Here is a 21311-nt window from a genome sequence, read left to right as displayed (position 1 = left end):
GCAGTCGCCGCGGACGAGCGACCGTGGCGCGCGGGAAAGCCGGCGGCGGACGGCGGTGCGCGAGGCCCGGAGAAGGTCGCCGCGGCGTCGCTCACCCGATCACCGCGGGCGCCGCCTGTGTCCGTCGGCTGACGAGGGACACGATCCAGCAGGTCCCGAATGCGAGCGGCATCGTGATCAGGGCCGGGGCATCGTACGGGAAGAGCGGCGGCCCCATGTTGAGGACCTTGGTCCAGACCGTCGGCCCCAGCCCCGTGAGCACGACCGACGAGACCAGCCCGACGCCGCCGCCGGCCACCGCCCCGGCGGTCGTCAATCCTCGCCAATAGATCGCCAGGACGAGGAGCGGGAAATTCGCGCTGCCGGCGATCGTGGTGGCGAGGGCGATCATGTAGGCCACGTTCTGGCCCTCGAACAGGATGGCCATCCCGATGCCCAGGCAGCCCAGCCCGACCGCGGCGAGGCGCGACGCCTTGAGGCGCGCCTTCGGGCCCAGCGGGCGGCCCCTCAGGCCCACCAGCAGGTCGTTCGTCATCGACGACGCGCCGGCGATCAGAAGGCCGGACACCACAGCGAGGATGGTGGCGAAGGCCACTGCGGAGATGAACCCGACGAGCCAGTCCCCGCCCACCACGGCGGCCAGGTGGATCGGGGCCATGTTGTTCCCCCCGCGCAGGTTCCCGTCCGCATTCGCGAACGTCGGATCGCCGCGCAGCAGCGCGATGCTCCCGTATCCGATGGGAAGGATCAGCAGGAAGAAGATCGCGATGAGGCAGGTGGCGTAGAAGACCGAGACGCGGGCCGCGCGCTCGTCCCGGACCGTGAAGAAGCGCATTAAGATGTGAGGGAGGCCTGCGGTCCCGAACAGGATGCCCGCCCCGAGCGAGATCGTGGCGAAGATGTCCTTCGAGAACCCGTACGTGTTGACGATGTCTCCCCCCCGCGGGTGGGAGCGTTCCGCCGCCGCAAGCAACGCGGCGGTATCGAAGCCGAAAGCCCTCATGGCCCCACCGCTGATGATGGCAGCCCCGACGATCATGAGGATCGCCTTGACGATCTGGACCCAGGTCGCGGCCCTCATCCCGCCCAGGGCGGCGAAGCCGATCATCACCAGGCCGGTGGAGATAACGGCGGGCCGGTACGCTACGCCGAACAGCAGGGCCATGAGCTCTCCGGCGCCGACCATCTGGGCCACTAGGTAGAAGCTGGTGACGACTAGGGCACACACCGCCGCCAGGATCCGGGCCGGGCGCTCGTCGAGGGTGTGCGTGAGCACATCCGCGATCGAATACTTGCCGAGCCGTCGCAGCGGTTCCGCCATGACGAACAGGACGATCGGCCAGCTCGCGAGATAGCTCGCCGCCAGGAACATGCCGTCCAGACCCGAGACGTAGATGGCGCCGGTCAGGCCGAGAAAGGCGCCAGCCGACATGTAGTCGCCGGCCGTCGCGAGGCCGTTCTGGCGCGCGGTGATCGAGCTGCCGGCGGCGAGGAACTCGTCGACACCGTCCGAGCGCCGCGCCGCAAGGACGCAGATCCCCAGGGTCAGAACCAGGAACACCGAGAAGAACGTCAGCGTGACCCCGTGCCCCTGCTGCGGCGCGCCGGCCGCCGCCCAAGCGTCGGCCGCGGACGCGACAGAGAGGGGCACCGCACCCAGGACTGGGAGGGCGAGACGGGCCATCACGACCTCCTCTGCAGGAACACGTAACAGCCGGTCGAGGCCACGCTCAGGACCATGCAGGCCAGGATCACCAAGATGGCCGGCGGTAGGCCGAGCGGACCGGTCGTCACCTTTGCCGTCGAGAGCATGAACAACGTGACGGACGTTGCGAAATAGCTGAGGGCAACTAACCCGAGCATCAGGAAGCGGGTCGCGTTGAGTCCCCGCGGAGCCTCGACGCCGTGGTCCGTCATCACGTGCACGCCCCCCCCAAATCCTTGCCGATCCTTTCCGGATGACGATGTGATCGACTTCCGGTTGGTCAGCGATGCTCTGGCAGCGGTGCGCACCGATCAAATGAATTGTTTTGATGCAGGTATCGTCGGCGAAGATACCTGGTCCCCGGCGCTACCCTCGGACATCGTCTGCCATTCAGGCGCTTTGCACCTGGAAACGTTGGAGGCTCGACCATATTCAGGCGCGCCGGATCCCGCGTAGCCGTCGGACCGGCCGGCATCGATGCCCGCGAACGCCGGATCGCCGCGCGTTCGCCTGTATGGACTTGGAGCCGGACCGGGCAGGTGCCCGTGACCGAAGCAGCGACGGCGTCTCGACGTGGCTGCGCCTGAGCTCAGCTCTGTTCGGCTCGGTGCGCCGTCGGTCTTGGCCGGGTCCGCGCGACGATGGCTGCGACGAATGCGGCGGTCATCGCCCCGCAGCATGAAGGAATCGCCGCAAGGGCGTGGCTCCGGCGGCGCGGGGGCCACGCCATTCCGTGAGATGGGAGGCTTCGGAACCGACCATCCCGTCCCTGGTACAAATGCCGGCGCGGTGCGGCACGGGCGGCGGGCCGTGACGGTGGCACCTTGGCGGGGACTCGTCCTCCCCTCCAGCCGAGGGTTTCCCGGGCCGAAGGCACCGGGGCTCGAAACGACCCCATCTGGATCGGGATTACCCGATTAGCCTCATCGTGGCCTCGACGCGGGTCTCCACGAATGCCAAGTCGATCAGACGCTGGCTGAAGAGTGCCTTAAACCACGCGGCCGTGACCAGGTTCTCGAGCGCGAGGTCGCATGACCCGCGATCCCGGATCTCGCCCCTGGCGTGCGCCCAATCGAGGATGGCGGCCGCCATGGAGAAACGGCGCTCCCAGAAGGACCGCAGGACCTCTGCGACCTCCTCGTCGCCGTCCGCAGCCGCGGCCGCGACGGACAGGGCTATCTTCCTGGCGCCTGAATCAACCAAGCCCCCTACGACCTGTTGCAGCAGTTCGGTCAGGTCGCTCTCAAGCTTTCCCGTGTCCGGGATGACGACCAGTTCCTCCGAGAGGCCCAGCAACAGGTCGGCGACGAGCCTCGGCCGCGTCGGTCAGCGTCGGTACAGTGTGCTGGCATCCACGCCGGCCTGCCGCGCCATGTTCCGATACGACAGCCCGGAATAGCCCTTGGGCCTTCGGGATGGGGCGGTCCATGGGTCCGAGCACCGCCGGGCCTTCCAGCCCACCCGGCGCATCGACGACGGCGGCCAGGATCACGGCACCGGTGCCGCCCTGCGCTCTGCGTTGTTCCTCTCCCGGCGCCTGCGTGCGTGGCGAGCCCGGGGGTACGCGAGCGGGATCCCGAGGCTTGGAGCCGTGAGGTGTCGCTCCCGATCGTGGCGCCAGACAAACGACGCCTTCGCGCGGCGGGCCGGGGACATCGCGGGGCCGCGCCCGTTCGGGTCCCGCATCGCGCCGAGACGGGCTCCGCGCGGTGAACGCTACCGGGTCGCGGGCCACCCAGGGCGTGCACCACCATCGCGGCCGCCGGCTGGCCAGTGCCCCTTTCGTCGACCGCCGCCCCGCGAGACACGCTTCGACGCAGGGCGAGACGTTCAGGTCACCGGACGCGTGCCTCTGCCATGTGTCCTGGCGGGCGCCGGCGTACGCACCAACAGGGAGCCGGACTGAATCGCGCAAGTTGACGGCTGCCGTGGCGAGTGCCGCCCATGGCCGAAAAGCCCTAGTCGCCGGCGATCCCTCGCCGTCCGATACCGTCTCTTCGATGATCGACCTCAGTGGACGACGATCGACCGCACGGCGCCGGTCAGGCGCGCTTCCGCATCGGCCGCCAGACGTTCCACCAATTCGCCGGCCGGCGGAAGGTCGTTGACCAACCCGATGGATTCCCCCACCGTGACGTTCGAGACGTCGTAATCCCCGCTTTGGTCGGCGGCCTCGACCTTCTCACGCTCGGAACCCGCGAGGCGCCGCAGCTCATCCTCGCGGCCGAACCAGGTGTTGACGAAGTTGTTGCGCATCAGTCGGCCCGTGTACCCGACGGGCCAATCCCGGTTCCTGACGATGTCGTAGACGGAGGTGCGCACGGTCTCGTCACCGTTGGCCGCGACCACGCGCGCCTTGGCTGCCGGATGTATCAGAGCCTCCTGGGTCGCCCAGAACCGCGTCCCGAGCAGGGCGCCGTCCGCGCCAAGCGTCAGGGCGGCGGCGATGCCGCGCCCATCGGCGATGCCACCGGCAGCCAGCACCAGGACCTCTGGCCGCTCGCGCGCGACGAGGTCGACGACGTTCGGCACCAGGGAAATCGTGCCGCGGGTCGTCATGCCGTGGCCGCCTGCGTCGGCTCCCTGCGCGACCAGGACGGCGGCGCCCACCGAAAGCGCGCGTCGCGCGTGCTCGAGGGTATGGACCTGGCAGATCAGGGGGACGCCCGCGGCGCGGATCTTCTCCGCGAAGGGTGCCGGATCGGAGAAAGACAGCATCATGGCGGCCGGCTTGTGCGCGAGCGCCAGATCCAGCAACGCCGGGTCCAGCGCCATCGACCAAGTGATGAAGCCGTAGCCGACCCGCTGATTGCCCGCGTTGGCGAACTCCCGTTCGATGCTGTCTCGGTCGCCGTACCCGCCGCCGATGAGGCCTAGCCCGCCCGCCGCGCTGACCGCGGCGGCGAGCGCCCCCCCGGAGGCCGGATCCATCGGGGCCAGAACGATGGGATGCCTGATTCCAAAGGTATCCGTCAGTCGCGTCCGCAGTGTCACGTTCGCCCGCTCCCGGCCCGTGTTATTTTTTCACGCACATACGTACCGGGGGCATAATATACTGTACAATGAATAGTTCAGATGGTGCCATCTGACATTGTGATGCCCCTCTTCGTTCTCGCGTCCGGCGCTGCGCGATCGCGATCGCAATCTTCGGGGCGGGCAATTCGTGGGGCTTGCCAGGGCATCCTGGCTTAGGGCGCCGACTAAAACGAGCCGGGACCTCGACGGAGATCCCCGGAGCTACCGCGGGCCAGGGCGGATCGAGCCGTCCGGCCCCAACAAGCTTCGTCCGTCCCCGTTCGCCGGGCAGCCACGGACGCCGCGGCGCGGCCAGGGTCCATGGCTCAGGCTGGCCGGGGATCCATCGCCGTGCCCGCTCGGATGGCGGAGAGGGGCCGATGGCGGCCCCGTCCCGAGCGCGTAGCCCCGGCGTGACAGCGCCAAGCCGGAGCGTCATCCCCGGCTGCCTATCTTGGCCGGCGCTGCCTCGCCCCCTCTTTCGTCGGCTTCGCGTGGACGAGGGCGGCGGCGGGCCCTAGCGCATGGTGGGCATGACGAAGTCGGCCCCGGCGCGGATGCCGGTCGGCCAGCGCGTGGTGATGGTCTTCAGGCGTGTATAGAAACGCACGCCCTCAGGCCCATGCATGTGGTGGTCGCCGAAGAGCGACGCCTTCCAGCCGCCGAAGGAATGGAACGCCATCGGCACCGGGATCGGCACGTTGACGCCGACCATGCCGACCTCGATCTGGTGGGCGAACTCGCGGGCCGCGTCACCGTCACGGGTAAAGATCGCGGTTCCGTTCCCGAACTCGTGCTCATTGATGAGACGGGCGGCGGCGGCGTAGTCGGGCGCCCTCGTGACGGCCAGGACCGGCCCGAAGATCTCTTCCTTGTAGATGCGCATCTCTGAGGTCACGCGATCGAACAGGGTGCCTCCCATGAAGTATCCGTCCTCGTACCCCTGGAGCTTGAGGCCGCGGCCGTCCACCACCAGCTCGGCGCCCTCGGCCACGCCCTCGTCGATGTAGCCGCGCACCTTGTCGTAGTGCTGCTTCGTGACGAGCGGGCCCATCTCGGCCTCCGGATCGGTGCCGGGGCCAACCTTGAGGGCGCGGATCCTCGGGACCAGGCGCTCAACCAGCGCGTCGGCGGTCTTCTCGCCGACCGGCACCGCCACCGAGATCGCCATGCAGCGCTCGCCCGCCGAGCCGTAGGCCGCACCCATCAGAGCGTCGACCACCTGGTCCATGTCGGCGTCGGGCATGACGATCATATGGTTCTTGGCGCCGCCGAGGCACTGCGCCCGCTTACCGTTGGCTGTGGCGGTCGCGTAGATGTAGCGGGCGATCGGGGTCGAGCCGACGAAGCTCACCGCGTTGACGCCGGAGCTGAACAACAGCGCGTCGACCGCCTCTTTATCGCCTTGCACCACCTGGAACACCCCGTCCGGCAGGCCCGCCTCCTTGAGCCACTCCGCGACGATGAGCGCCGCCGAGGGATCGCGTTCGGAGGGCTTCAGGATGAAGCAGTTGCCGCAAGCCAGCGCGACGGGGAACATCCACATCGGAACCATGGCGGGGAAGTTGAACGGCGTGATGCCGGCGACCACGCCCAGGGGTTGGCGCAGGGACTGGGAGTCGACGCGGGTGCCGACGTTCTCGGTGATCTCACCCTTCAGAAGCTGCGGCGCGGCGGTCGCGAACTCCACCACCTCCAGGCCGCGCTGAATCTCGCCCTTCGCGTCCGAAAGCACCTTCCCGTGTTCGGCCGTGATCACCGCGGCGAGGTCGTCGATCCGCTCCTCGAGGATGCCGAGGAAACGGTTCAGGATCCGCGCTCGGCGCAGCGGGGTGGTGCCGGCCCAGGCGGGGAACGCTGCGCGCGCCGACGTGACGGCGGCCTCTACCTCGTCGCGGCTGGCAAGCGCCACCGTACCGGTCTGCTCCCCGGTGGCCGGATTGAAGACGGGGGAGGACCGGCCGGAGCGGCCCGGCGAACGGCGGCCGCCGATGAAATGCGTGATCTCGGGCATGGACGTTCCATCTCCTTAGCCGACAGTCCCACTGGCCGTCGCTTGTCGTAGCCCCAAATTCGACCTACAAAATTCGAAACACAACGGCCGCCGTCGCCGAACGGTTGTGCGGAAATCGAAGCTCATGAATTGGGACCACCTCCAGGTCTTCCTCGCCGTCGCACGTCATGGACAGATGCTGGAAGCCGGCCGTCGCCTGGGCCTGAACCACGCCACTGTGGCGCGAAGGCTCGAGGCCCTGGAAGGCGCCCTCGGGGTCGGGCTGTTCCATCGTCGGCCGAACGGTTCCACGCTAACCGAGGCTGGTGAGAGCCTCGTCCCGGTGGCCGAGCGGATCGAGGCCGAGCTGATGGCCACGGCCGCCCGGCTATGCGCTCTGGACGCCGATCCGAGCGGCACCGTGCGGATCGGCACGCCGGATGGCCTGGGCAACTTGTTCCTGGCCCGTGAACTCGGCCTGTTCGCGAGCCGCCACGCCAACTTGGTCGTCGAGCTCGTGCCCCTGCCCCGATCGTTCTCCCTATCGCGACGTGAGGCCGACCTCGCGATCGGCCTCGATCGTCCGACGCACGGCAGGCTGATACTCTCCAAGCTTACGGATTACAGCCTCGGTCTCTACGCCGGACGCGATTACATCAAGCGGGCTGGCTTGCCCGAGCGCGAGGACGACTTGGCGAAGCACACGGCCGTGATCGGCGTCGACGACTACGCCTACGCCTCGGCGCTCGACTACATGACCTTCCTGCAGGATCGGGCGCGACGGGTTTTCCGCTGCGCCGGTACGATCGGCCAGCTGGAAGCTGTTCGCGCCGGGGCCGGCATCGGCATCCTTCATGACTTCGCGGCCGCAGACTGTCCCGACCTCGTTCGCGTCCTAGGCGGGACGAGCTTCCGTCGGACTTACTGGCTGATGTCACATCCGGACAACCACGACGCGCGCCGCGTCGCGGCCTGCCGCGATTTCATCGTGCGGCGCTTCCGCGAGGAACGCGACAGATTCCTGCCGGACGGCGGGCGCGGGGGCACCGCTCCCTGACGGCATCGACCCCTTCGCAATGCGCGCCGCACGGCGCGTCGCCGCCGTGCTCGGCCGCCAGTGTGGCGCTCGCAGCTGCGCACGCATACGAGGCGCGACGTGCGGCCTCGGCCACACGCTGCGGGAAGGTCGGCCCGGGGACGGCGCCGCGTGCGTATCAGTGCTCCCGCCAGGATCGGGTCGCCTCCGCGCATGGCCGGACCCCTGGTTCGCGGCTCGGCGACGCTCCCGCGAGGTGGCCCCCAGGGTGCCGGATCGATGCGGCCTCGTGCCGAGGACGAGGCCGGCCCGGCCCGGCCCGTTGGGCCTCATACGGGCGTGGATGGCGAGGCGGCCCGCTCCCCCGAGCCAAGAGTGACCGGCACGAGCGTCGCGACGGCGTCGTCCGCCCGCCCGGCATCGTCCGTCGTCGCGGATCCGGCCAGGCAATCGAGGAAGCGCCGCAGGGCGGCCGTCACGAACGTGTCACGACGCTGCACAAACACCGTCGCGATGCGGGCGATCTCCGGCGGGAGGACATGGATGCGCACGCGCCCGGCCGAGCCAGCCTCCGCCACGACGGCACGCGGCAACACGGCAAAGCCGACGCCCGCGGCCACGCACCCGATCATCCCGTCGAGCGTCCCAACCTCCATGCGCGGCAAGCCGACCAGGCCCTCGCGAGCCAGGAACGCCTCCGTCCTGTGTCGATACGAACAGCCTGCCCGGAACGAGATCATCTTGCCGGCGAGCCGACCGTCCCGCCGCATGTCCTCGACGCTCGATACCCTCGGCGACGTCGCCACCACCAGTTCCTCCTTGACGACAGCGGTCGCCTGCAGGTGGGCATGCTCGACGGGACCGGACACGAACGCCCCGTCGAGTTCGCGCCGCAGCACCCGCTCGACGAGATCCTCCGTAGGCCCGGTGTCGATCAAGATTCCCACCTCGGGACAAAGGGCCGAATATGTGCCGAGAAGCGGCGGCAGACGAAAGGCGGCCATCGTCTCCAGCGCGCCGATCCTGATCTCGCCGCGCGGCACGCCCTCGTCGCAGGCCACGAGGCGCGCCTCCTCCAACAACTCTGCGATCCGTGTCGCGTAGGGCAGGAGCCGCACCCCTACCGTCGTCAACGTCACACCCCGCCGCGACCGGTGAAACAGCGCCACCCCGAGCTTGTCCTCCAGCGCGCGCACGCGTTGAGTCACGTTCGACTGAACCGTATGCAGGCGCATGGCGGCGCGGCCGATGCTACCGGCCTCCGCGACGGCGGCAAAGACACCAAGCTCGATGCTGTTCACGGCGGACCATCATTCCTGGAGATCACCGCGGTCTAATCTGATCGTTTTCGACGAGTCAATGAACACCGTCGCCTAGGTGGGACACGTGGGCACCCCGCGACGACGACACGGACGGGTGGGCAACTGGTCGGGTGGCTCGATGTCATCCGCGGCGCGCGTCGCCGGTCGGTCGCATAGGAGCGGCAGCCCGGCCGGTCTTCGGCCTAGCCACTTTCCAGCCCTTCAATCGCCCGGCGGCCGTCCCCCGTCATCAAGGCCAACTTGATCTCGTGCAGGTGCGCCAGGATGGCCCGCTCTGCCTCCTCGGCATCACGGGCCGCCAACGCCTCGACGATGGCCCGGTGCTCCCGGCGAGACGCAACGCGCCGCTCCGCGGTCAGGAACCGCCGTCGCAGGCCACCCCACGGCATGCGACGGCGCGCGGCGGCGATCGCCGAGTAGATCTCGATCACCAGCGCGTTGTGCGTCGAATCGGCGACCGCCTGGTGGAACGCGTCGTCCGCGGCGTCGAATGCGGCCGTCGTATCCGCCGTCTCGCCTTCGGCAAGGATCCTCCCCAGCCTGGCGAAATCGGCGGCGGTCGCGTTGCTCACGACCAAGTGCGCCAGCCGCGGCTCCACGACTAGCCGCGCCTCCATTATCGCGTTCGGGCTCGAGCACCATGATGGATCCGACATCGTCTGGCTGTGGGAGTGCGCGACGGTCGCCTCATCCAGGACGAAGGTCCCGCTGCCGACTTGGCGGATGATCATATTCTGTGCCTCGAGGACCGCGAGCGCCTCGCGAACCGCCGTTCGCGGGACGCTGAGGTCGACTGCCAGCACCCTCTCGGTCGGCAGCTTCGAGCCCGGCCGGAAGCGGCCCGATGCCAATCCTTGCCTGAGTACCCGCAGGACGAGGCCCGTCGCGCTCTCTTTTGGTAGGACCACTTCATCCGTCATGTGCCAACATAAGCGGATGAAATCGAAAGAGGCAACAAGCGGGGGCAGGCCGTCCTGAGGAACGATCCAAGACGCTTGATCGACCAATCACCCAATGGTAGACCAATTTAGCATGATTGGTTTGGCGATGCGATGAGAATTGCGGTCATTGGCTCCGGCGGGGTTGGGGGCTACTTCGGCGCCAGGCTGGCCATGGGTGGTGCCGACGTCAGGTTCCTCGCCCGAGGGGAGCACCTACGTACCCTGCGGTCCGACGGGATCAGGGTCGAGGGTGGCCCCGAGCCGCTCCACATCCCAAAGGTCACGGCGACCGACGATCCAAGCGGCCTTGGGGAGGTCGACTACGCGCTGATCGCGGTCAAGCTGTGGGACACCGAAGCGGTGCTAGGGCGGCTTGCGGGGGTCGTCGGTCCGGACACGACCGTTATCTCCTTCCAGAACGGCGTCCTCAAGGACGACTACCTCAAGCAGGCCTTCGACCCAGCCCAGGTGATGGGCGGCGTCGGTTACGTCGCGACGACGATCGATCGACCCGGGGTCATCCGGCAGACCGGCCCGATGCAACGCCTGCTCTTCGGCGAGTTCGACGGACGGTCGTCCGTCCGCGGCGAGGCGTTCCTGGGCGCTTGCCTTGCCGGCGGGATAGACGCCGAACTTTCCCGCGACATCCAGCTGGAGATCTGGCGGAAGTTCGTCTTTCTCGTCGGGCTGTCGGCGACGACCACGACGATGCGGATGCCCATCGGGTCGATCCGCGCGGCCCCCCGGGGGCGCGCTTTCCTCCTCGACGTGATGAGGGAGGTCGTCGACGTGGGGCGGGCCCTTGGGGTCGACCTTCCTCCGGATTTTGCCGAGCGGCGCCTGTCGCTGGCCGACGAGGTGTCGCCAGACATGACCTCGTCGATGCACCACGACCTCCAGCGGCGCCGGCCGCTGGAGGTGCGCTGGCTGTCCGGAGGGGTCGTCCGGCTCGGGCTCAAGGTCGGGGTGGCCACGCCACTCAACCGCGCCGTCGCCGACATCCTCTCGATCCACGAGCTTGGGGGTGAACCGGACGACCCGTCGCCCGGAACGCACGCCGACGCCGCCTGAGGAAGGACCGCCATGCCAGACCATTCCCCAGCAGTAACGACCGGGCTGACAATCCGCAGCGTAGAGACGGTCGCCGTCGAGGTGCCGATGCGCTTCCCGCTCGGCACCAGCGCGGCGACCGTTCGCGAGGCGCCGCTGTTGCTCGTCGACGTGCTAACCGACGAGGGCGTCGTCGGGCGGAGTTACCTGTTCTGCTACCGGAGAAGCGGCGCCAGAGCGCTCTCGGCGCTGATTGAGGACGCGGTCGAAGTGGTTAGCGGCCTGCGCGCCGCCCCGGTCGAGATCGGCGCGATCCTGGTCCGGCGCTTCGCCCTCCTCGGCGTGGCCGGCTTGGCACGGATGGCGCTGGCAGCCATCGACGGGGCGCTATGGGATGCGGTCGCGAAAGCCGCGGGCCTGCCGCTCGCGACCCTGTTGGGCGCGGCCCCCCGCGCCTTGCGGGCCTACAATTCCAGCGGGCTGGGCCTGATGGTGCCGAAAGCCGCCGCGGACGAGGCCGAGGCGCTGCTCGACCGCGGCTTCGCGGCGGTCAAGCTTCGCCTTGGATACCCGAGCCTTGCTGAGGACCTCGCTGTCGCCCGGGCGGTGCGGGACAGGGTGCCGGCCGGCGTGGAGATCTTCGCCGATTACAACCAGGCCCTCGGTCTCCAGGACGCCCTCCGCCGCGGGCACGCGCTAGCGGGCGAGGGCATCGGCTGGATCGAGGAGCCGATCCGGCACGACGACCTCGCCGGCCACGCGAGGCTGGTGCGGGATTTGACGCTGCCGGTCCAGGCCGGCGAGAACTTCGACGGGCCCGGCGGAATGGCCAGGGCCCTGGACGCCGGTGCGTGCGACCTTGTCATGCCGGATTTCGCGCGCATCGGGGGCGTGACTGGATGGATGCAGGCCTCGGCGCTGGCAGCCACGCATGGCGTTCCCATGTCCTCGCACCTGTTCCCCGAGGTCAGCGCTCATCTGCTCGCGGCGACGCCTACGGCTCACTGGCTCGAGTACGTGGATTGGGCCGATCCGATCCAGCAGGATCCGCTGAGGATCGTGGATGGCCACGCTGTCGTCCCGGACCGGCCCGGCACCGGCTTGGCTTGGGACCAGGCAGCCGTCGCGCGCTTCAGCATAGCTTAGCTGGCTCGTTTCTCACCCACGCCGGACTGGGCTGCTCCGGGTTTCCCCGCGGGCGTTTGATCGAGACGGCCGGCGCAGGCTTGGTTCTCGACCTGGGCCGGGTCACGCGTACAGTTCGAAGGAGATACGTTGCCTATCGGTTCTCGGGTCCGACAGAGCTCGAGTCGATCGGCTCGTTCGCGCGTCCGCTATCGTCCGGGTTCCCACACGGTTCAATCACACCGCTTGCGGCACGGTTCAGCCGTCACGCACCCATCGCCATGCCGGGCCCGAAGAGAAGCCCAACCATCATCATAAACTCGATACAAGATATCCGCCATCAATGGCAACGACGCTGCCAGTCATGAACGCGCCGGCCTCGGAGGCCAGCAGTAGTAGCGGACCGTCCAACTCGTGCATCTGCCCGGGGCTGCGCTGAGACGCGCGTCGGACCGCCGCTTGCCCCGCATCGGAGTCCAGGAAGGCGGCGTTCGGATTTTTCTTGAAGAAGCCTGGGGCAATCGCGTGCACGCGAATTCCGCGGCGCGCCCACTCCAATGCCAAGCATTGCGTCAACTGGACGATCCCGGCCTTCGACAAGCTATACGGTAATGTGCCCTCGTTCTGGCGCAAGCCACCGATTGAGGGGATTTTGACGATGCTGCCGCTCGCCTGCGCGGCAAGCATCCTCCTGGCGCATGCCTGCGCCATCTGCCATGTGCCCGTTAGGTTGGCATCTAGAATCTTGGCCCCATTCGGTTTGTTGAGCTCGATGGCCGGCTTCACGTTGCCCACACCCGCGCTGTTGACGAAGACGGTAACCGGACCAAACTGCGTCGATCTTGAAAATCCATTGTAGAAGATGCGCACCACGAAACGCAGCATTTACGCAAGAAGGATACAATTACTACTGTAACAACACAGCTTGTCGGCGAGTTTTCGGCGAGGTCGATGGCGTGCGGCTGAGGACTTGATTTCCCGAACAACGGTTCAGCAAACTAAATCGTTGAGGTAACGATCGCGGCAGATCAGGCTATAACCCGATACCAATTGTGCCATCGCGACCGGCCTTTGGCGATGACCGACTTAGATCGACCGTCCGCTCGGTGGCCGGACGGCGAGCGTCCGGGCGTCGTGGCCTGGCCTTAGTAATCTTCGAGGGGGCGTCGGGCTGCGGCGGAGGCCGCTTACCCCGCCCTCGGCGCGATCCGGTGCGGGGGCGGGGCTCGCGCGGGCGTCGGTCTCACGGCGTTGAGTGGGCGCCAGGCGGGCGGGCCCGATCGGCGCCCCATGTCGCCGGCCCGAGCTTCCGGCCCAAGGCCATGGTTGTCGAGTTAGAACGATGGAAAGCGATAGCGCCGAAGCGGCGAACCGAGCCACGACGAGCCGTTTCCTAGATGTGCCGCCGGCGGAGGCGATCGGCCCCGCGCGGCGCATCGCGCCGATCCGGAAGCCCGACGGCTTCACGCCTGCGGTGCAGAGGTGGTCTTTCTTGCTGCCGCCGGGCGAGAGTGGCGTCCGGGTCGCATTCTTCGGGGCGCAGGCCGATACGGAGGACGGGCTCGACGCCCATCCACTCCTGGGGTGGGCGCACCGGCATCTCCTGGTACATCCCGCGGGGCCGACCTGCGTCGACCATGCGCGCGCGCGCCTTCCGGGCGCCGATCGGTTCGAGCACGTCGTGTCGGCCTACTGGGTGCGGGAGGCCCTGTATGCGCGGTGGGCGGCCGACGCCGCCGCAGAGGGTTGGTGGCATGAGCCGGAGCGTCGCGAGGGCCGATCCGGAAGCTGGCGGGAGATCCTCGCCATCCCGCGCGACCGGCAGGAGAGCATCTATTGGAAGGATCACCCGGGCGGCCTGATGAGGAGCCCGGAGGTGGACCTGTATCCCACCCCTTACTGCGGCTACTACGGCGCGATGCGCGACCGGTTGCCCGCGGCGGCATTCGACTCCCTGGACACGAACGTCCAGGGCGACGTCGCGCAATGCCGCGGGCGCCGCGGCTACGGCGAGCACTGGGCGATCACGCCGCCGGTAAACCTCGCGCTGATCCGTTCCGCCAACACGTGGGGCCGGATGGATGCGGGGCAGCTCGCCGACTACGAGGCGAAGCTCCGGATTCCGCTAGCGGCCGGAATGGGTTTCCTAACGGACAACCCCCTTCCGACCGGATGCGTCAGCATGCGGTGGCAGGGCTCGACGGACGCCGGAGGCGGCCGGATGCCCGAGGAGCACGCGCACGCCTACTTCCTGTCGCTGCGGCACATGGAACGGTGGGCCGAGGGGCACGAGACCCACGCGGCCATCTTCAGGGCCGCGATCCAGCGCTATCGCAGCTACGGTATCGCCAACCAACTGCGCACCTGGCACGAGGTCTACGTGCTCCCCGAACGCGGCCAGGTCTTCGAGTACGTCAACTGCGCCCCCGAGACGGGGCTCCTGAACTGGTTCGAGGGCGTTCGGGTCGCATGACTGAGCATCCGTGGGCACAACCCGCCGAGCCTCGGCCCCGGCGCCTCTGGCTGCTACTCCCAGGGGCGAGCTTGCGCGATCGCGCGATCGCCTGCGTCGGCGCGCTCCTGGCGATCGCCCTGACAGGTTTGATCAGCGGTTCGATCCTCGGCCACGGGCCGCACATCCCCCTGATCGTCGCGCCCATGGGCGCGAGCGCGGTCCTTCTGTTCGCGGTACCCGCGAGCCCGCTGGCTCGGCCCTGGTCGATCGTCGGGGGGAACACCCTGTCCGCGATGGCCGGCGTCGCCACCGCGCGCCTGATCTCCGATCCGATCCTCGCCATCGGGATCGGCGTGTCGTCGGCGATCGCGATCATGTCGCTGACCCGGAGCCTGCATCCCCCCGGCGGCGCGGCGGCCCTGACCGCGCTGGTCGGTGGCCCGTCGGTCGCAGCCTCCGGGTTCCTGTTCCCGTTCGTGCCGGTCTGCCTCAACTCTCTGGTCCTGGTCGGCCTCGGCATTGCCTTCCATCGCCTGTCCGGACACCGATATCCCCACGCGCGGGCCTCGGGGCCCGGGGACGCCACCGGGGCGCCGCGCGCATCCCCCCAGGCCACGGTGGGCTTCCGCGAGGAGGACCTCGACGCGACCCTGACGTCCCTCCACGAGACCCTCGACATCGATCGCACGGACCTGGACGGCCTGCTGCGGGAGATGGAGGCCCGGACATCGTTGCGAGCCGGCGAGGGCGTCACCTGCCTCGCCGTCATGTCACGCGAACCCGTCACGATCGGGCTGCACGAACCCACCGCGCACGCCCGCCGGCTCCTGGTCGCGCACGACGTCCGGACGATCCCCGTGCTTGATGCGGCCGGGCGGCTCGCGGGGGTGATCGGCTTCCGGGACCTGGCGCGCCACCCGAACGCGACCCGTGTCGGCCAGGCGATGTCGGAGGCCAGCACCGCGGATCCCGCCGAGGCAGCGGCGTCCCTGGCCCCGAGATTCATCGACGGCCACACGCACGCGGTCGTCGTCGTCGCGCCCGATCGGAACGTCGTCGGGGTCGTCACGTCGACGGACATCCTTGCGATGCGGGCGCGAGCGTCGGCGCCGGGCCGGCCAGCGCCCGCACGCGGAACGTGACGCCGCCCCCGGCGGCCGGACACCGGCCGATCCCCGGAGCCTCCGCGGCTAGGCCCGGACCGTCCAGGACCCGCCCGCAACGGCGTGCCCCCCGGCGGGGGGTTGCGCATGGTCCGGGGGCCGCCAGCGGCGTCGGGGCTCACTTCGTGGATCAGCGCCCGCTGCCGTGCCTCGGCCTTCGCTCGACGGACGTTCGCGATGGCATTCGTCGGGGATGAGCACACCCGCTTCGCTACCGCCTGCTGACGAGCCCAGGCATGCAGCCCTTCGCCAGGTGTCGCCGCCAGCGCCTGAACCCGGCTTGGCAGCACCTTAGCTGTTTCGAGGTGCTGGATCGCCCTCACGTCCCGGCTGATCAGCTTGCGCGACGCCATCCGCTCAGCCGGGGTTTCCCCGCCATAGGAGACGAACCGCTCGACGATGAGATGCAGATCGTGGGTGGTGCGCGAGCGCTTGCGCCCGCTCAAGGTTTCAAGCTCGGCCATAATCGAGGCACGCAGCGAGCTGGCACTGATTCGGATGTAGGTCGCATAGGCCAGCGCGATTGCCTCAAGGTGCTGCGCGTCCGACGCCTTGCGGATGTTCAAACCGGCGCGCTGCAACCAACCCGCGCTGTCGAGCGGCTGCGAACCAGCACCTCGGACCTGATGCAGAAAGCGTTCGGCGTCGGCAGCTACCGCGTCGCGGCTGCCTGTCTCAGCCCGGCTTCGTCCTGATTCGGCAGGCTCACTTGCCGGCTTTGCGGCTGCCGGACCGTTTGAAGCTTGAGGTGATACAGGGCGGCGCGGCGATAGGGTTGAAGCGGAGGGGGTACGAGGTCGGTTAAACCGAAACGCTGGAACCGTGTCGTTGAGCATGGCCTAGATCCATTCCGAGCAAACGGCCGCACATCGGGTGCGCGCAGCACTTCATCAGTATGAATTGGCGACACGCTGATGGCCGACCAAAGCCAGCATCGTCCAAGGATGTCCGGCTCGTTCGACGGGACACAAACTGGACACCAGCTACAGTGATTTAAGCTAAGTGCTTGATTTTATTGGCGCGCCCTACGGGAATCGAACCCGTGTTTTCGCCGTGAAAGGGCGACGTCCTGGACCGCTAGACGAAGGGCGCCCTGGCCGGGCCGAGGTTCTATAATCGGCGCGGGGGCGCCCGGCAACCGCTGATGCGCCGCACCGGCGCCGCGGGAACGAGGTTTGACCGCGCCGCGGGTTGGGGCGATGGAGACCCATGCCTCAGCCTCCCCCTCGCATGACCCTCGTCCTCGGCGGGGCGCGGTCCGGCAAGAGCGCCTACGCGGAGGCGCTGATCGAGGCCGGCCCCGGCCCGTGGCTGTATCTCGCCACCGCGCAGGCCTTCGACGCCGAGATGGTCGACCGCATCGCCCAGCACCGGGCCCGGCGGCCCGCAGGGTGGCGCACCCGCGACGTGCCCGTCGCCCTGCCGGAGGCGGTGGCCGAGGCCCAGGGGCCGGTGCTGGTCGATTGCCTCACCCTCTGGCTCACCAACCTGATCCTGGCCGAGGCCGACCTGGACGCGGCCGTGGCGCGGCTGCTCGCCGCCTGCGCGGCCGCGCCGGGGCCGCTGGTGCTGGTCGGCAACGAGGTCGGGCTCGGGATCGTGCCCGACAACGCCCTCGCACGCCGCTTCCGCGACGAAGCCGGACGCCTGCACCAGCGGCTCGCCGCCCGGGCCGACCGGGTCGTGCTCACCGTGGCCGGCCTGCCCCTCATCGTGAAACCCGGAGCTGCCGCATGAGCGACGAGGCGACGCGCCACCGCGCGAAGATGGAGAAGCGCAAGGCCGCGCAGGACGCCGAGGTGGCGGGCAAGACCGTCGAGAAGGGCCTGCTCCTGGTCCATACCGGCCCCGGCAAGGGCAAGAGCACCGCGGCGCTGGGGCTGATGCTGCGGGCGCTGGGCCGCGGCTGGCGGGTCGGCATGGTGCAGTTCATCAAGGGCGGCTGGGATACGGGGGAGCGCCACGCCGTGGCAGCCTTCGGCGAGCGGGTCGCCTGGCACACCCTGGGGGAGGGCTTCACCTGGGAGACCCAGGACAAGGCCCGGGACGTCGCCGCCTGCCGCCACGCCTGGGACGTGGCCACCGGGTTGATGGCCGATCCCGCGATCCGCCTCCTCGTCCTCGACGAATTGAACATCGCCCTGCGGTACGACTACCTCGACCTCGACGCCGTGCTGGCCGCTCTCCGCGAACGCCGGCCGGACCTGCACGTGGTCGTCACCGGCCGCAACGCCAAGCCGGCCCTGATCGAGGCCGCCGACCTCGTCACCGAGATGGGCAGCGTCAAGCACCACTTCGCCGCCGGCGTGAAGGCGCAGGAAGGGATCGAGTTCTGAGCCCGCCGCCCAAAAAGGCCCTGATGATCCAGGGCACCGGCTCCGACGTCGGCAAGTCGCTGATCGTGGCGGGGCTGGCGCGCGCCTTCACCGACCGGGGCCTGCGGGTGCGCCCGTTCAAGCCGCAGAACATGTCGAACAACGCCGCCGTCACCCCGGACGGCGGCGAGATCGGCCGCGCGCAGGCGCTGCAGGCCCGGGCCGCCCGGGTGCCGCCCTCGGTCCACATGAACCCGGTGCTGCTGAAGCCGCAGAGCGAGGTCGGCTCCCAGGTGGTGGTGCAGGGGCGGATGGTCGCCACCGTGAAGGCGCGCGCCTACCAGGCCTGGAAGCCCCGGCTGATGTCGGCCGTCCTCGACAGCTTCTCGCGGCTCGCCGCGGAGGCCGATCTGATCCTCGTCGAGGGCGCGGGCTCGGCCTCCGAGGTGAACCTGCGGGCGGGCGACATCGCCAACATGGGCTTCGCCCGGGCCACCGACACGCCGGTGGTGCTGGTCGGCGACATCGACCGGGGCGGGGTGATCGCGAGCCTCGTCGGCACGCAAGCCGTGATCGACCCGGAGGATGCCGCCCTGATCGCCGGCTTCCTCGTCAACCGCTTCCGCGGCGATCCGAGCCTGTTCGCCGACGGCATGCGGATGATCGCCGAGCGGACCGGCTGGGCGGCCCTCGGCCTCGTGCCGCATTTCCCGGACGCCGCGCGCCTGCCGGCGGAGGACGTGCTGGGGCTCGCGGGCTCGGGCCCGCGCGGGCCCGGTTCCGTCACGGTGGCGGTGCCGGTGCTGCCGCGCATCGCCAATTTCGACGACCTCGACCCCCTGCGGGCGGAGCCGGGCGTGTCGGTGGTGCTGGTCCGGCCCGGCACGCCGATCCCCGCGGAGGCCGCCCTGGTGCTGCTGCCGGGCTCCAAGACCACGATCGACGACCTGGAGGCCTTTCGCCAGGAGGGCTGGGACATCGATTTGCGCGCCCATGTCCGCCGGGGCGGCCGGGTGCTGGGCCTGTGCGGCGGCTACCAGATGCTGGGCCGGAGCCTCGCCGACCCGCACGGGATCGAGGGGGCGCCGCGCACGGTGCCGGGCCTCGGCCTCCTCGACGTCGAGACGGTGATGACGCCCGAGAAGCGCCTCGCCGCGGTCGCCGGCACGAGCCTGCCCGACGGCGTGCCGTTCTCCGGCTACGAGATGCATATCGGCGCGACCTGCGGCCCCGACGCCGCCCGGCCGCTCCTGCGCCTCGCGGACGGGCGGACCGACGGGGCGGTCTCGGCGGACGGGCGCGTGGCCGGGACCTACGTGCACGGCCTGTTCGGGCAGGATGCCCAGCGGGCGGCGTGGCTCGCGCGCCTCGGGACGGCCTCGGAGGGCCCGGGCTACGAGGCCGGGGTCGAGGCCGCCCTCGACGGGCTGGCGCGACACATCGCGGCCCATGTCGATTGCGACCGCCTCCTGGCGCTTGCCCGATAGCCCGGCCCTGGGCCAGGAATTACTCTGCGTTATTGCCGGCCCTCGGCACGAAGGGCCGCAACCGTCCTGAGGAACGCCGATGGCCCCCACGCAATCCCCGGCCGGAGAGGATCTCGCGGCGAGCACCGTCCGCACCGTGACCCTGCGGCTGATGCCCCTGCTCGGCCTGCTCTACCTGATCGCCTACATCGACCGGCAGAACGTCTCCTACGCCAAGCTCGAGATGGTCGGCAGCCTCGGCCTCAGCGAGACCGCCTACGGGCTCGGGGCCTCGCTGTTCTTCCTCGGCTACTTCCTGTTCGAGGTGCCGGCCAACGTCTTCCTGGAGCGGGTGGGCGCGCGGATCTGGTTCGCGCGGATCATGATCACCTGGGGCCTCGTCACCGTCCTGCTCGGCTTCACCCAGGGCGCCACGATGTTCTACGTGCTGCGCTTCCTGCTGGGCGTCGCCGAGGCCGGCTTCTTCCCCGGCGTGCTGTTCGCGCTGACGCTCTGGTTCCCGCACGCGCATCGGGCGCGGATGATCGGCTGGTTCATGATCGCCAGCGCCATCGCCAACGCGATCGGTGCCGCGATCGGCGGGGCGCTGCTCGGCCTGGACGGGGTCCTCGGCTTGGCGGGCTGGCAATGGGTGTTCCTGGCCACCGGCGGGCCGGCGATCCTGATGGCCGCCGTGGTGCTGCTGGTCCTGCCCGACGGGCCCGAGACCGCACCCTGGCTGTCCCAGGCCCAGCGCGACTGGCTCGCCCGCACGCTCCGGGCCGAGCGCGACGACGGCGGCCATGTCGACCACAGCAACCCGTTCGCGGCGCTCCTCGACCGGCGGGTGCTGATGCTGGCCGGGGTCTACGTCTCCCTGCCGCTGGCCGCCTACGGCCTCGGCTACTGGCTCCCCACCGTGGTGAAGGGGTTCGGCGTCTCGAACCTCACGAACGGCCTCCTCAACGTCATCCCCTGGATGGCCACGGCCGCCGCCCTGTGGTGGGTCCCGCGCCACGCCGCGCGCACCGGCGCGCAGGGCGACGCCCTGACCTGGCACGTGGTCGGGCCGGCGCTCGTCGGGGCGGCGGGCCTGGCGCTCTCCGTCATCCTGCCGGGCAACGCGGTGAAGTTCGCCTGCCTGTGCGTGGCGGCGGCCGGGACCTTCGCGGCCCAGCCGGTGTTCTGGTCGATGCCCGGGACCTTCCTGCGCGGCGCCTCGGCGGCGGCCGGAATCGCGGCGATCAACTCGGTGGGCAATCTCGGCGGCTTCGTCGCGCAGAACGCGGTGCCGTTCATCCGCGACCAGACCCAGAGCGACCTCGTGCCGATGCTGTTCCTGTCGGCCTGCCTGGCGCTGGGTGCCGGCCTGATGTTCCTGGTGCTCTCCGCCCTGCGGCGGGACGCAGCCCGGCGGGCGGTCCCGGAGGCGGCGCGGCCGGCCTGAACACGGACCGGCCTCGTGCGTTATGCTTCCTCAGGCCGGCACGACCGGCAAGATGATGCAACCCCGCGCCCCGCGGAACATCGTCGAGGAGGGCACTGCGATGAGCCAGGGATTTCCGCTTATGATTCTCGCGTTCGGGACGCTCGGCGGCATCTGGTTCCTGGCCGCCGCGGCCCGGAAGCAGGTCGCCGACGCCAAGGGCAGCCCGGAACGCTCCAGCGTGATCCACCAGCACGGCGGCGCGCCGCGGCCGAACATGCCGGGCACCGAGCACTGAG

The 21311-nt window shown here is 69.5% G+C and carries 19 protein-coding genes and 1 tRNA gene; 11 read left to right on the top strand and 9 right to left on the bottom strand.

Going from position 1 to position 21311, the window contains the following annotated elements:
* Positions 1 to 91: 91 nt before the first annotated feature.
* From MKL01_RS04350 to MKL01_RS04330, 5 genes are all read right to left on the bottom strand, one after another.
* Positions 92 to 1684 carry a sodium:solute symporter family transporter gene (locus tag MKL01_RS04350; RefSeq protein WP_243904004.1) on the bottom strand — a complete coding sequence of 531 codons (1593 nt, stop codon included), beginning with the start codon at positions 1682 to 1684 and terminating at the stop codon, positions 92 to 94.
* Positions 1684 to 1926, bottom strand: coding sequence for a hypothetical protein (locus MKL01_RS04345; RefSeq protein WP_243904003.1), 243 nt, complete (start codon positions 1924 to 1926; stop codon positions 1684 to 1686). The genes MKL01_RS04350 and MKL01_RS04345 overlap by 1 nt, the downstream gene beginning before the upstream one ends.
* Before the next feature lie 688 nt (positions 1927 to 2614).
* Positions 2615 to 3001 carry a TetR-like C-terminal domain-containing protein gene (locus tag MKL01_RS04340; protein ID WP_243904002.1) on the bottom strand — a complete coding sequence of 129 codons (387 nt, stop codon included), beginning with the start codon at positions 2999 to 3001 and terminating at the stop codon, positions 2615 to 2617.
* Between the two features lie 714 nt (positions 3002 to 3715).
* Positions 3716 to 4699 (bottom strand): NAD(P)H-dependent flavin oxidoreductase, encoded by a 984-nt coding sequence (locus tag MKL01_RS04335; RefSeq protein WP_243904001.1) that lies wholly within the window; start codon positions 4697 to 4699, stop codon positions 3716 to 3718.
* Positions 4700 to 5237: 538 nt separating this feature from the next.
* Positions 5238 to 6734 carry a CoA-acylating methylmalonate-semialdehyde dehydrogenase gene (locus MKL01_RS04330; protein WP_243904000.1) on the bottom strand — a complete coding sequence of 499 codons (1497 nt, stop codon included), beginning with the start codon at positions 6732 to 6734 and terminating at the stop codon, positions 5238 to 5240.
* Positions 6735 to 6858: 124 nt separating this feature from the next.
* Between MKL01_RS04330 and MKL01_RS04325 the strand changes: the two genes are divergently transcribed.
* Positions 6859 to 7770 carry a LysR family transcriptional regulator gene (locus tag MKL01_RS04325; RefSeq protein ID WP_243903999.1) on the top strand — a complete coding sequence of 304 codons (912 nt, stop codon included), beginning with the start codon at positions 6859 to 6861 and terminating at the stop codon, positions 7768 to 7770.
* 308 nt (positions 7771 to 8078) lie between these two features.
* Here the strand turns inward: MKL01_RS04325 and MKL01_RS04320 are convergent, their stop codons facing one another.
* Together MKL01_RS04320 and MKL01_RS04315 are read right to left on the bottom strand one after the other, a co-directional pair.
* On the bottom strand, positions 8079 to 9050 hold the full coding sequence (locus MKL01_RS04320) for a LysR family transcriptional regulator (RefSeq protein WP_243903998.1): 972 nt from the start codon (positions 9048 to 9050) through the stop codon (positions 8079 to 8081).
* Positions 9051 to 9253: 203 nt separating this feature from the next.
* Positions 9254 to 9991 carry a FadR/GntR family transcriptional regulator gene (locus MKL01_RS04315; RefSeq protein WP_243903997.1) on the bottom strand — a complete coding sequence of 246 codons (738 nt, stop codon included), beginning with the start codon at positions 9989 to 9991 and terminating at the stop codon, positions 9254 to 9256.
* Between the two features lie 132 nt (positions 9992 to 10123).
* Here MKL01_RS04315 and MKL01_RS04310 point away from each other — a divergent pair, with 132 nt between their 5' ends.
* Both MKL01_RS04310 and MKL01_RS04305 read left to right on the top strand, forming a co-directional pair.
* Entirely contained in the window at positions 10124 to 11083 is a 960-nt protein-coding gene (locus MKL01_RS04310) for a ketopantoate reductase family protein (protein WP_243903996.1), read from the top strand.
* A 12-nt stretch (positions 11084 to 11095) separates the two neighbouring features.
* Positions 11096 to 12208 carry an enolase C-terminal domain-like protein gene (locus MKL01_RS04305; protein WP_243903995.1) on the top strand — a complete coding sequence of 371 codons (1113 nt, stop codon included), beginning with the start codon at positions 11096 to 11098 and terminating at the stop codon, positions 12206 to 12208.
* A 291-nt stretch (positions 12209 to 12499) separates the two neighbouring features.
* Here MKL01_RS04305 and MKL01_RS04300 read toward each other — a convergent pair whose 3' ends face one another.
* Positions 12500 to 13072 carry an SDR family NAD(P)-dependent oxidoreductase gene (locus MKL01_RS04300; RefSeq protein WP_243903994.1) on the bottom strand — a complete coding sequence of 191 codons (573 nt, stop codon included), beginning with the start codon at positions 13070 to 13072 and terminating at the stop codon, positions 12500 to 12502.
* A gap of 457 nt (positions 13073 to 13529) precedes the next feature.
* On the opposite strand from MKL01_RS04300, the gene MKL01_RS04295 reads away from it, so the two are divergent.
* The 3 genes from MKL01_RS04295 (at position 13530) to MKL01_RS04285 (ending at position 16500) form a co-directional block, all read left to right on the top strand.
* Positions 13530 to 14660 (top strand): phenylacetaldoxime dehydratase family protein, encoded by a 1131-nt coding sequence (locus MKL01_RS04295; RefSeq protein WP_243903993.1) that lies wholly within the window; start codon positions 13530 to 13532, stop codon positions 14658 to 14660.
* A gap of 71 nt (positions 14661 to 14731) precedes the next feature.
* A complete protein-coding gene (locus MKL01_RS04290) occupies positions 14732 to 15784 on the top strand; it encodes an HPP family protein (protein WP_409566196.1) in 1053 nt (350 codons plus the stop codon).
* Positions 15785 to 16041: 257 nt separating this feature from the next.
* Entirely contained in the window at positions 16042 to 16500 is a 459-nt protein-coding gene (locus MKL01_RS04285; protein WP_243903991.1) for a hypothetical protein, read from the top strand.
* 321 nt (positions 16501 to 16821) lie between these two features.
* Here MKL01_RS04285 and MKL01_RS04280 read toward each other — a convergent pair.
* Positions 16822 to 16897 (bottom strand) — tRNA-Glu (locus MKL01_RS04280).
* 117 nt (positions 16898 to 17014) lie between these two features.
* Between MKL01_RS04280 and cobU the strand changes: the two genes are divergently transcribed.
* The 5 genes from cobU (at position 17015) to MKL01_RS04255 (ending at position 21310) form a co-directional block, all read left to right on the top strand.
* A complete protein-coding gene (gene cobU / locus MKL01_RS04275; protein ID WP_243903990.1) occupies positions 17015 to 17542 on the top strand; it encodes a bifunctional adenosylcobinamide kinase/adenosylcobinamide-phosphate guanylyltransferase in 528 nt (175 codons plus the stop codon).
* Positions 17539 to 18141 (top strand): cob(I)yrinic acid a,c-diamide adenosyltransferase, encoded by a 603-nt coding sequence (cobO, locus tag MKL01_RS04270; protein WP_243903989.1) that lies wholly within the window; start codon positions 17539 to 17541, stop codon positions 18139 to 18141. Before cobU ends, cobO begins: the two co-directional genes overlap by 4 nt.
* 23 nt (positions 18142 to 18164) lie before the next feature.
* Positions 18165 to 19607: a cobyric acid synthase gene (locus MKL01_RS04265; RefSeq protein ID WP_243903988.1), complete on the top strand. Its 1443-nt coding sequence runs from the start codon at positions 18165 to 18167 to the stop codon at positions 19605 to 19607.
* Between the two features lie 79 nt (positions 19608 to 19686).
* Positions 19687 to 21033 (top strand): MFS transporter, encoded by a 1347-nt coding sequence (locus MKL01_RS04260; protein ID WP_243903987.1) that lies wholly within the window; start codon positions 19687 to 19689, stop codon positions 21031 to 21033.
* A gap of 121 nt (positions 21034 to 21154) precedes the next feature.
* Positions 21155 to 21310, top strand: coding sequence for a hypothetical protein (locus MKL01_RS04255; protein ID WP_243903986.1), 156 nt, complete (start codon positions 21155 to 21157; stop codon positions 21308 to 21310).
* The last annotated feature ends 1 nt before the right edge of the window (position 21311 follow it).

It is taken from the genome of Methylobacterium sp. J-070, from assembly GCF_022829385.1.
Classification (GTDB): Bacteria; Pseudomonadota; Alphaproteobacteria; order Rhizobiales; family Beijerinckiaceae; genus Methylobacterium.
Note: the sequence above shows the minus strand (reverse complement) of the source record. Positions and strands in the feature narration are given on the sequence as shown.

Bases quoted from the DNA above. Each gene is read 5' to 3' on its own strand.
- MKL01_RS04350 (WP_243904004.1), bottom strand. From the start codon at position 1,684: ATGGCCCGTCTCGCCCTCCCAGTCCTGGGTGCGGTGCCCCTCTCTGTC.
- MKL01_RS04330 (WP_243904000.1), bottom strand. From the start codon at position 6,734: ATGCCCGAGATCACGCATTTCATCGGCGGCCGCCGTTCGCCGGGCCGC.
- MKL01_RS04325 (WP_243903999.1), top strand. From the start codon at position 6,859: ATGAATTGGGACCACCTCCAGGTCTTCCTCGCCGTCGCACGTCATGGA.
- MKL01_RS04315 (WP_243903997.1), bottom strand. From the start codon at position 9,991: ATGACGGATGAAGTGGTCCTACCAAAAGAGAGCGCGACGGGCCTCGTC.
- MKL01_RS04310 (WP_243903996.1), top strand. From the start codon at position 10,124: ATGAGAATTGCGGTCATTGGCTCCGGCGGGGTTGGGGGCTACTTCGGC.
- MKL01_RS04305 (WP_243903995.1), top strand. From the start codon at position 11,096: ATGCCAGACCATTCCCCAGCAGTAACGACCGGGCTGACAATCCGCAGC.
- MKL01_RS04300 (WP_243903994.1), bottom strand. From the start codon at position 13,072: ATGCTGCGTTTCGTGGTGCGCATCTTCTACAATGGATTTTCAAGATCG.
- MKL01_RS04295 (WP_243903993.1), top strand. From the start codon at position 13,530: ATGGAAAGCGATAGCGCCGAAGCGGCGAACCGAGCCACGACGAGCCGT.
- MKL01_RS04285 (WP_243903991.1), top strand. From the start codon at position 16,042: ATGCAGCCCTTCGCCAGGTGTCGCCGCCAGCGCCTGAACCCGGCTTGG.
- cobU (WP_243903990.1), top strand. From the start codon at position 17,015: ATGCCTCAGCCTCCCCCTCGCATGACCCTCGTCCTCGGCGGGGCGCGG.
- cobO (WP_243903989.1), top strand. From the start codon at position 17,539: ATGAGCGACGAGGCGACGCGCCACCGCGCGAAGATGGAGAAGCGCAAG.
- MKL01_RS04265 (WP_243903988.1), top strand. From the start codon at position 18,165: ATGATCCAGGGCACCGGCTCCGACGTCGGCAAGTCGCTGATCGTGGCG.
- MKL01_RS04260 (WP_243903987.1), top strand. From the start codon at position 19,687: ATGGCCCCCACGCAATCCCCGGCCGGAGAGGATCTCGCGGCGAGCACC.
- MKL01_RS04255 (WP_243903986.1), top strand. From the start codon at position 21,155: ATGATTCTCGCGTTCGGGACGCTCGGCGGCATCTGGTTCCTGGCCGCC.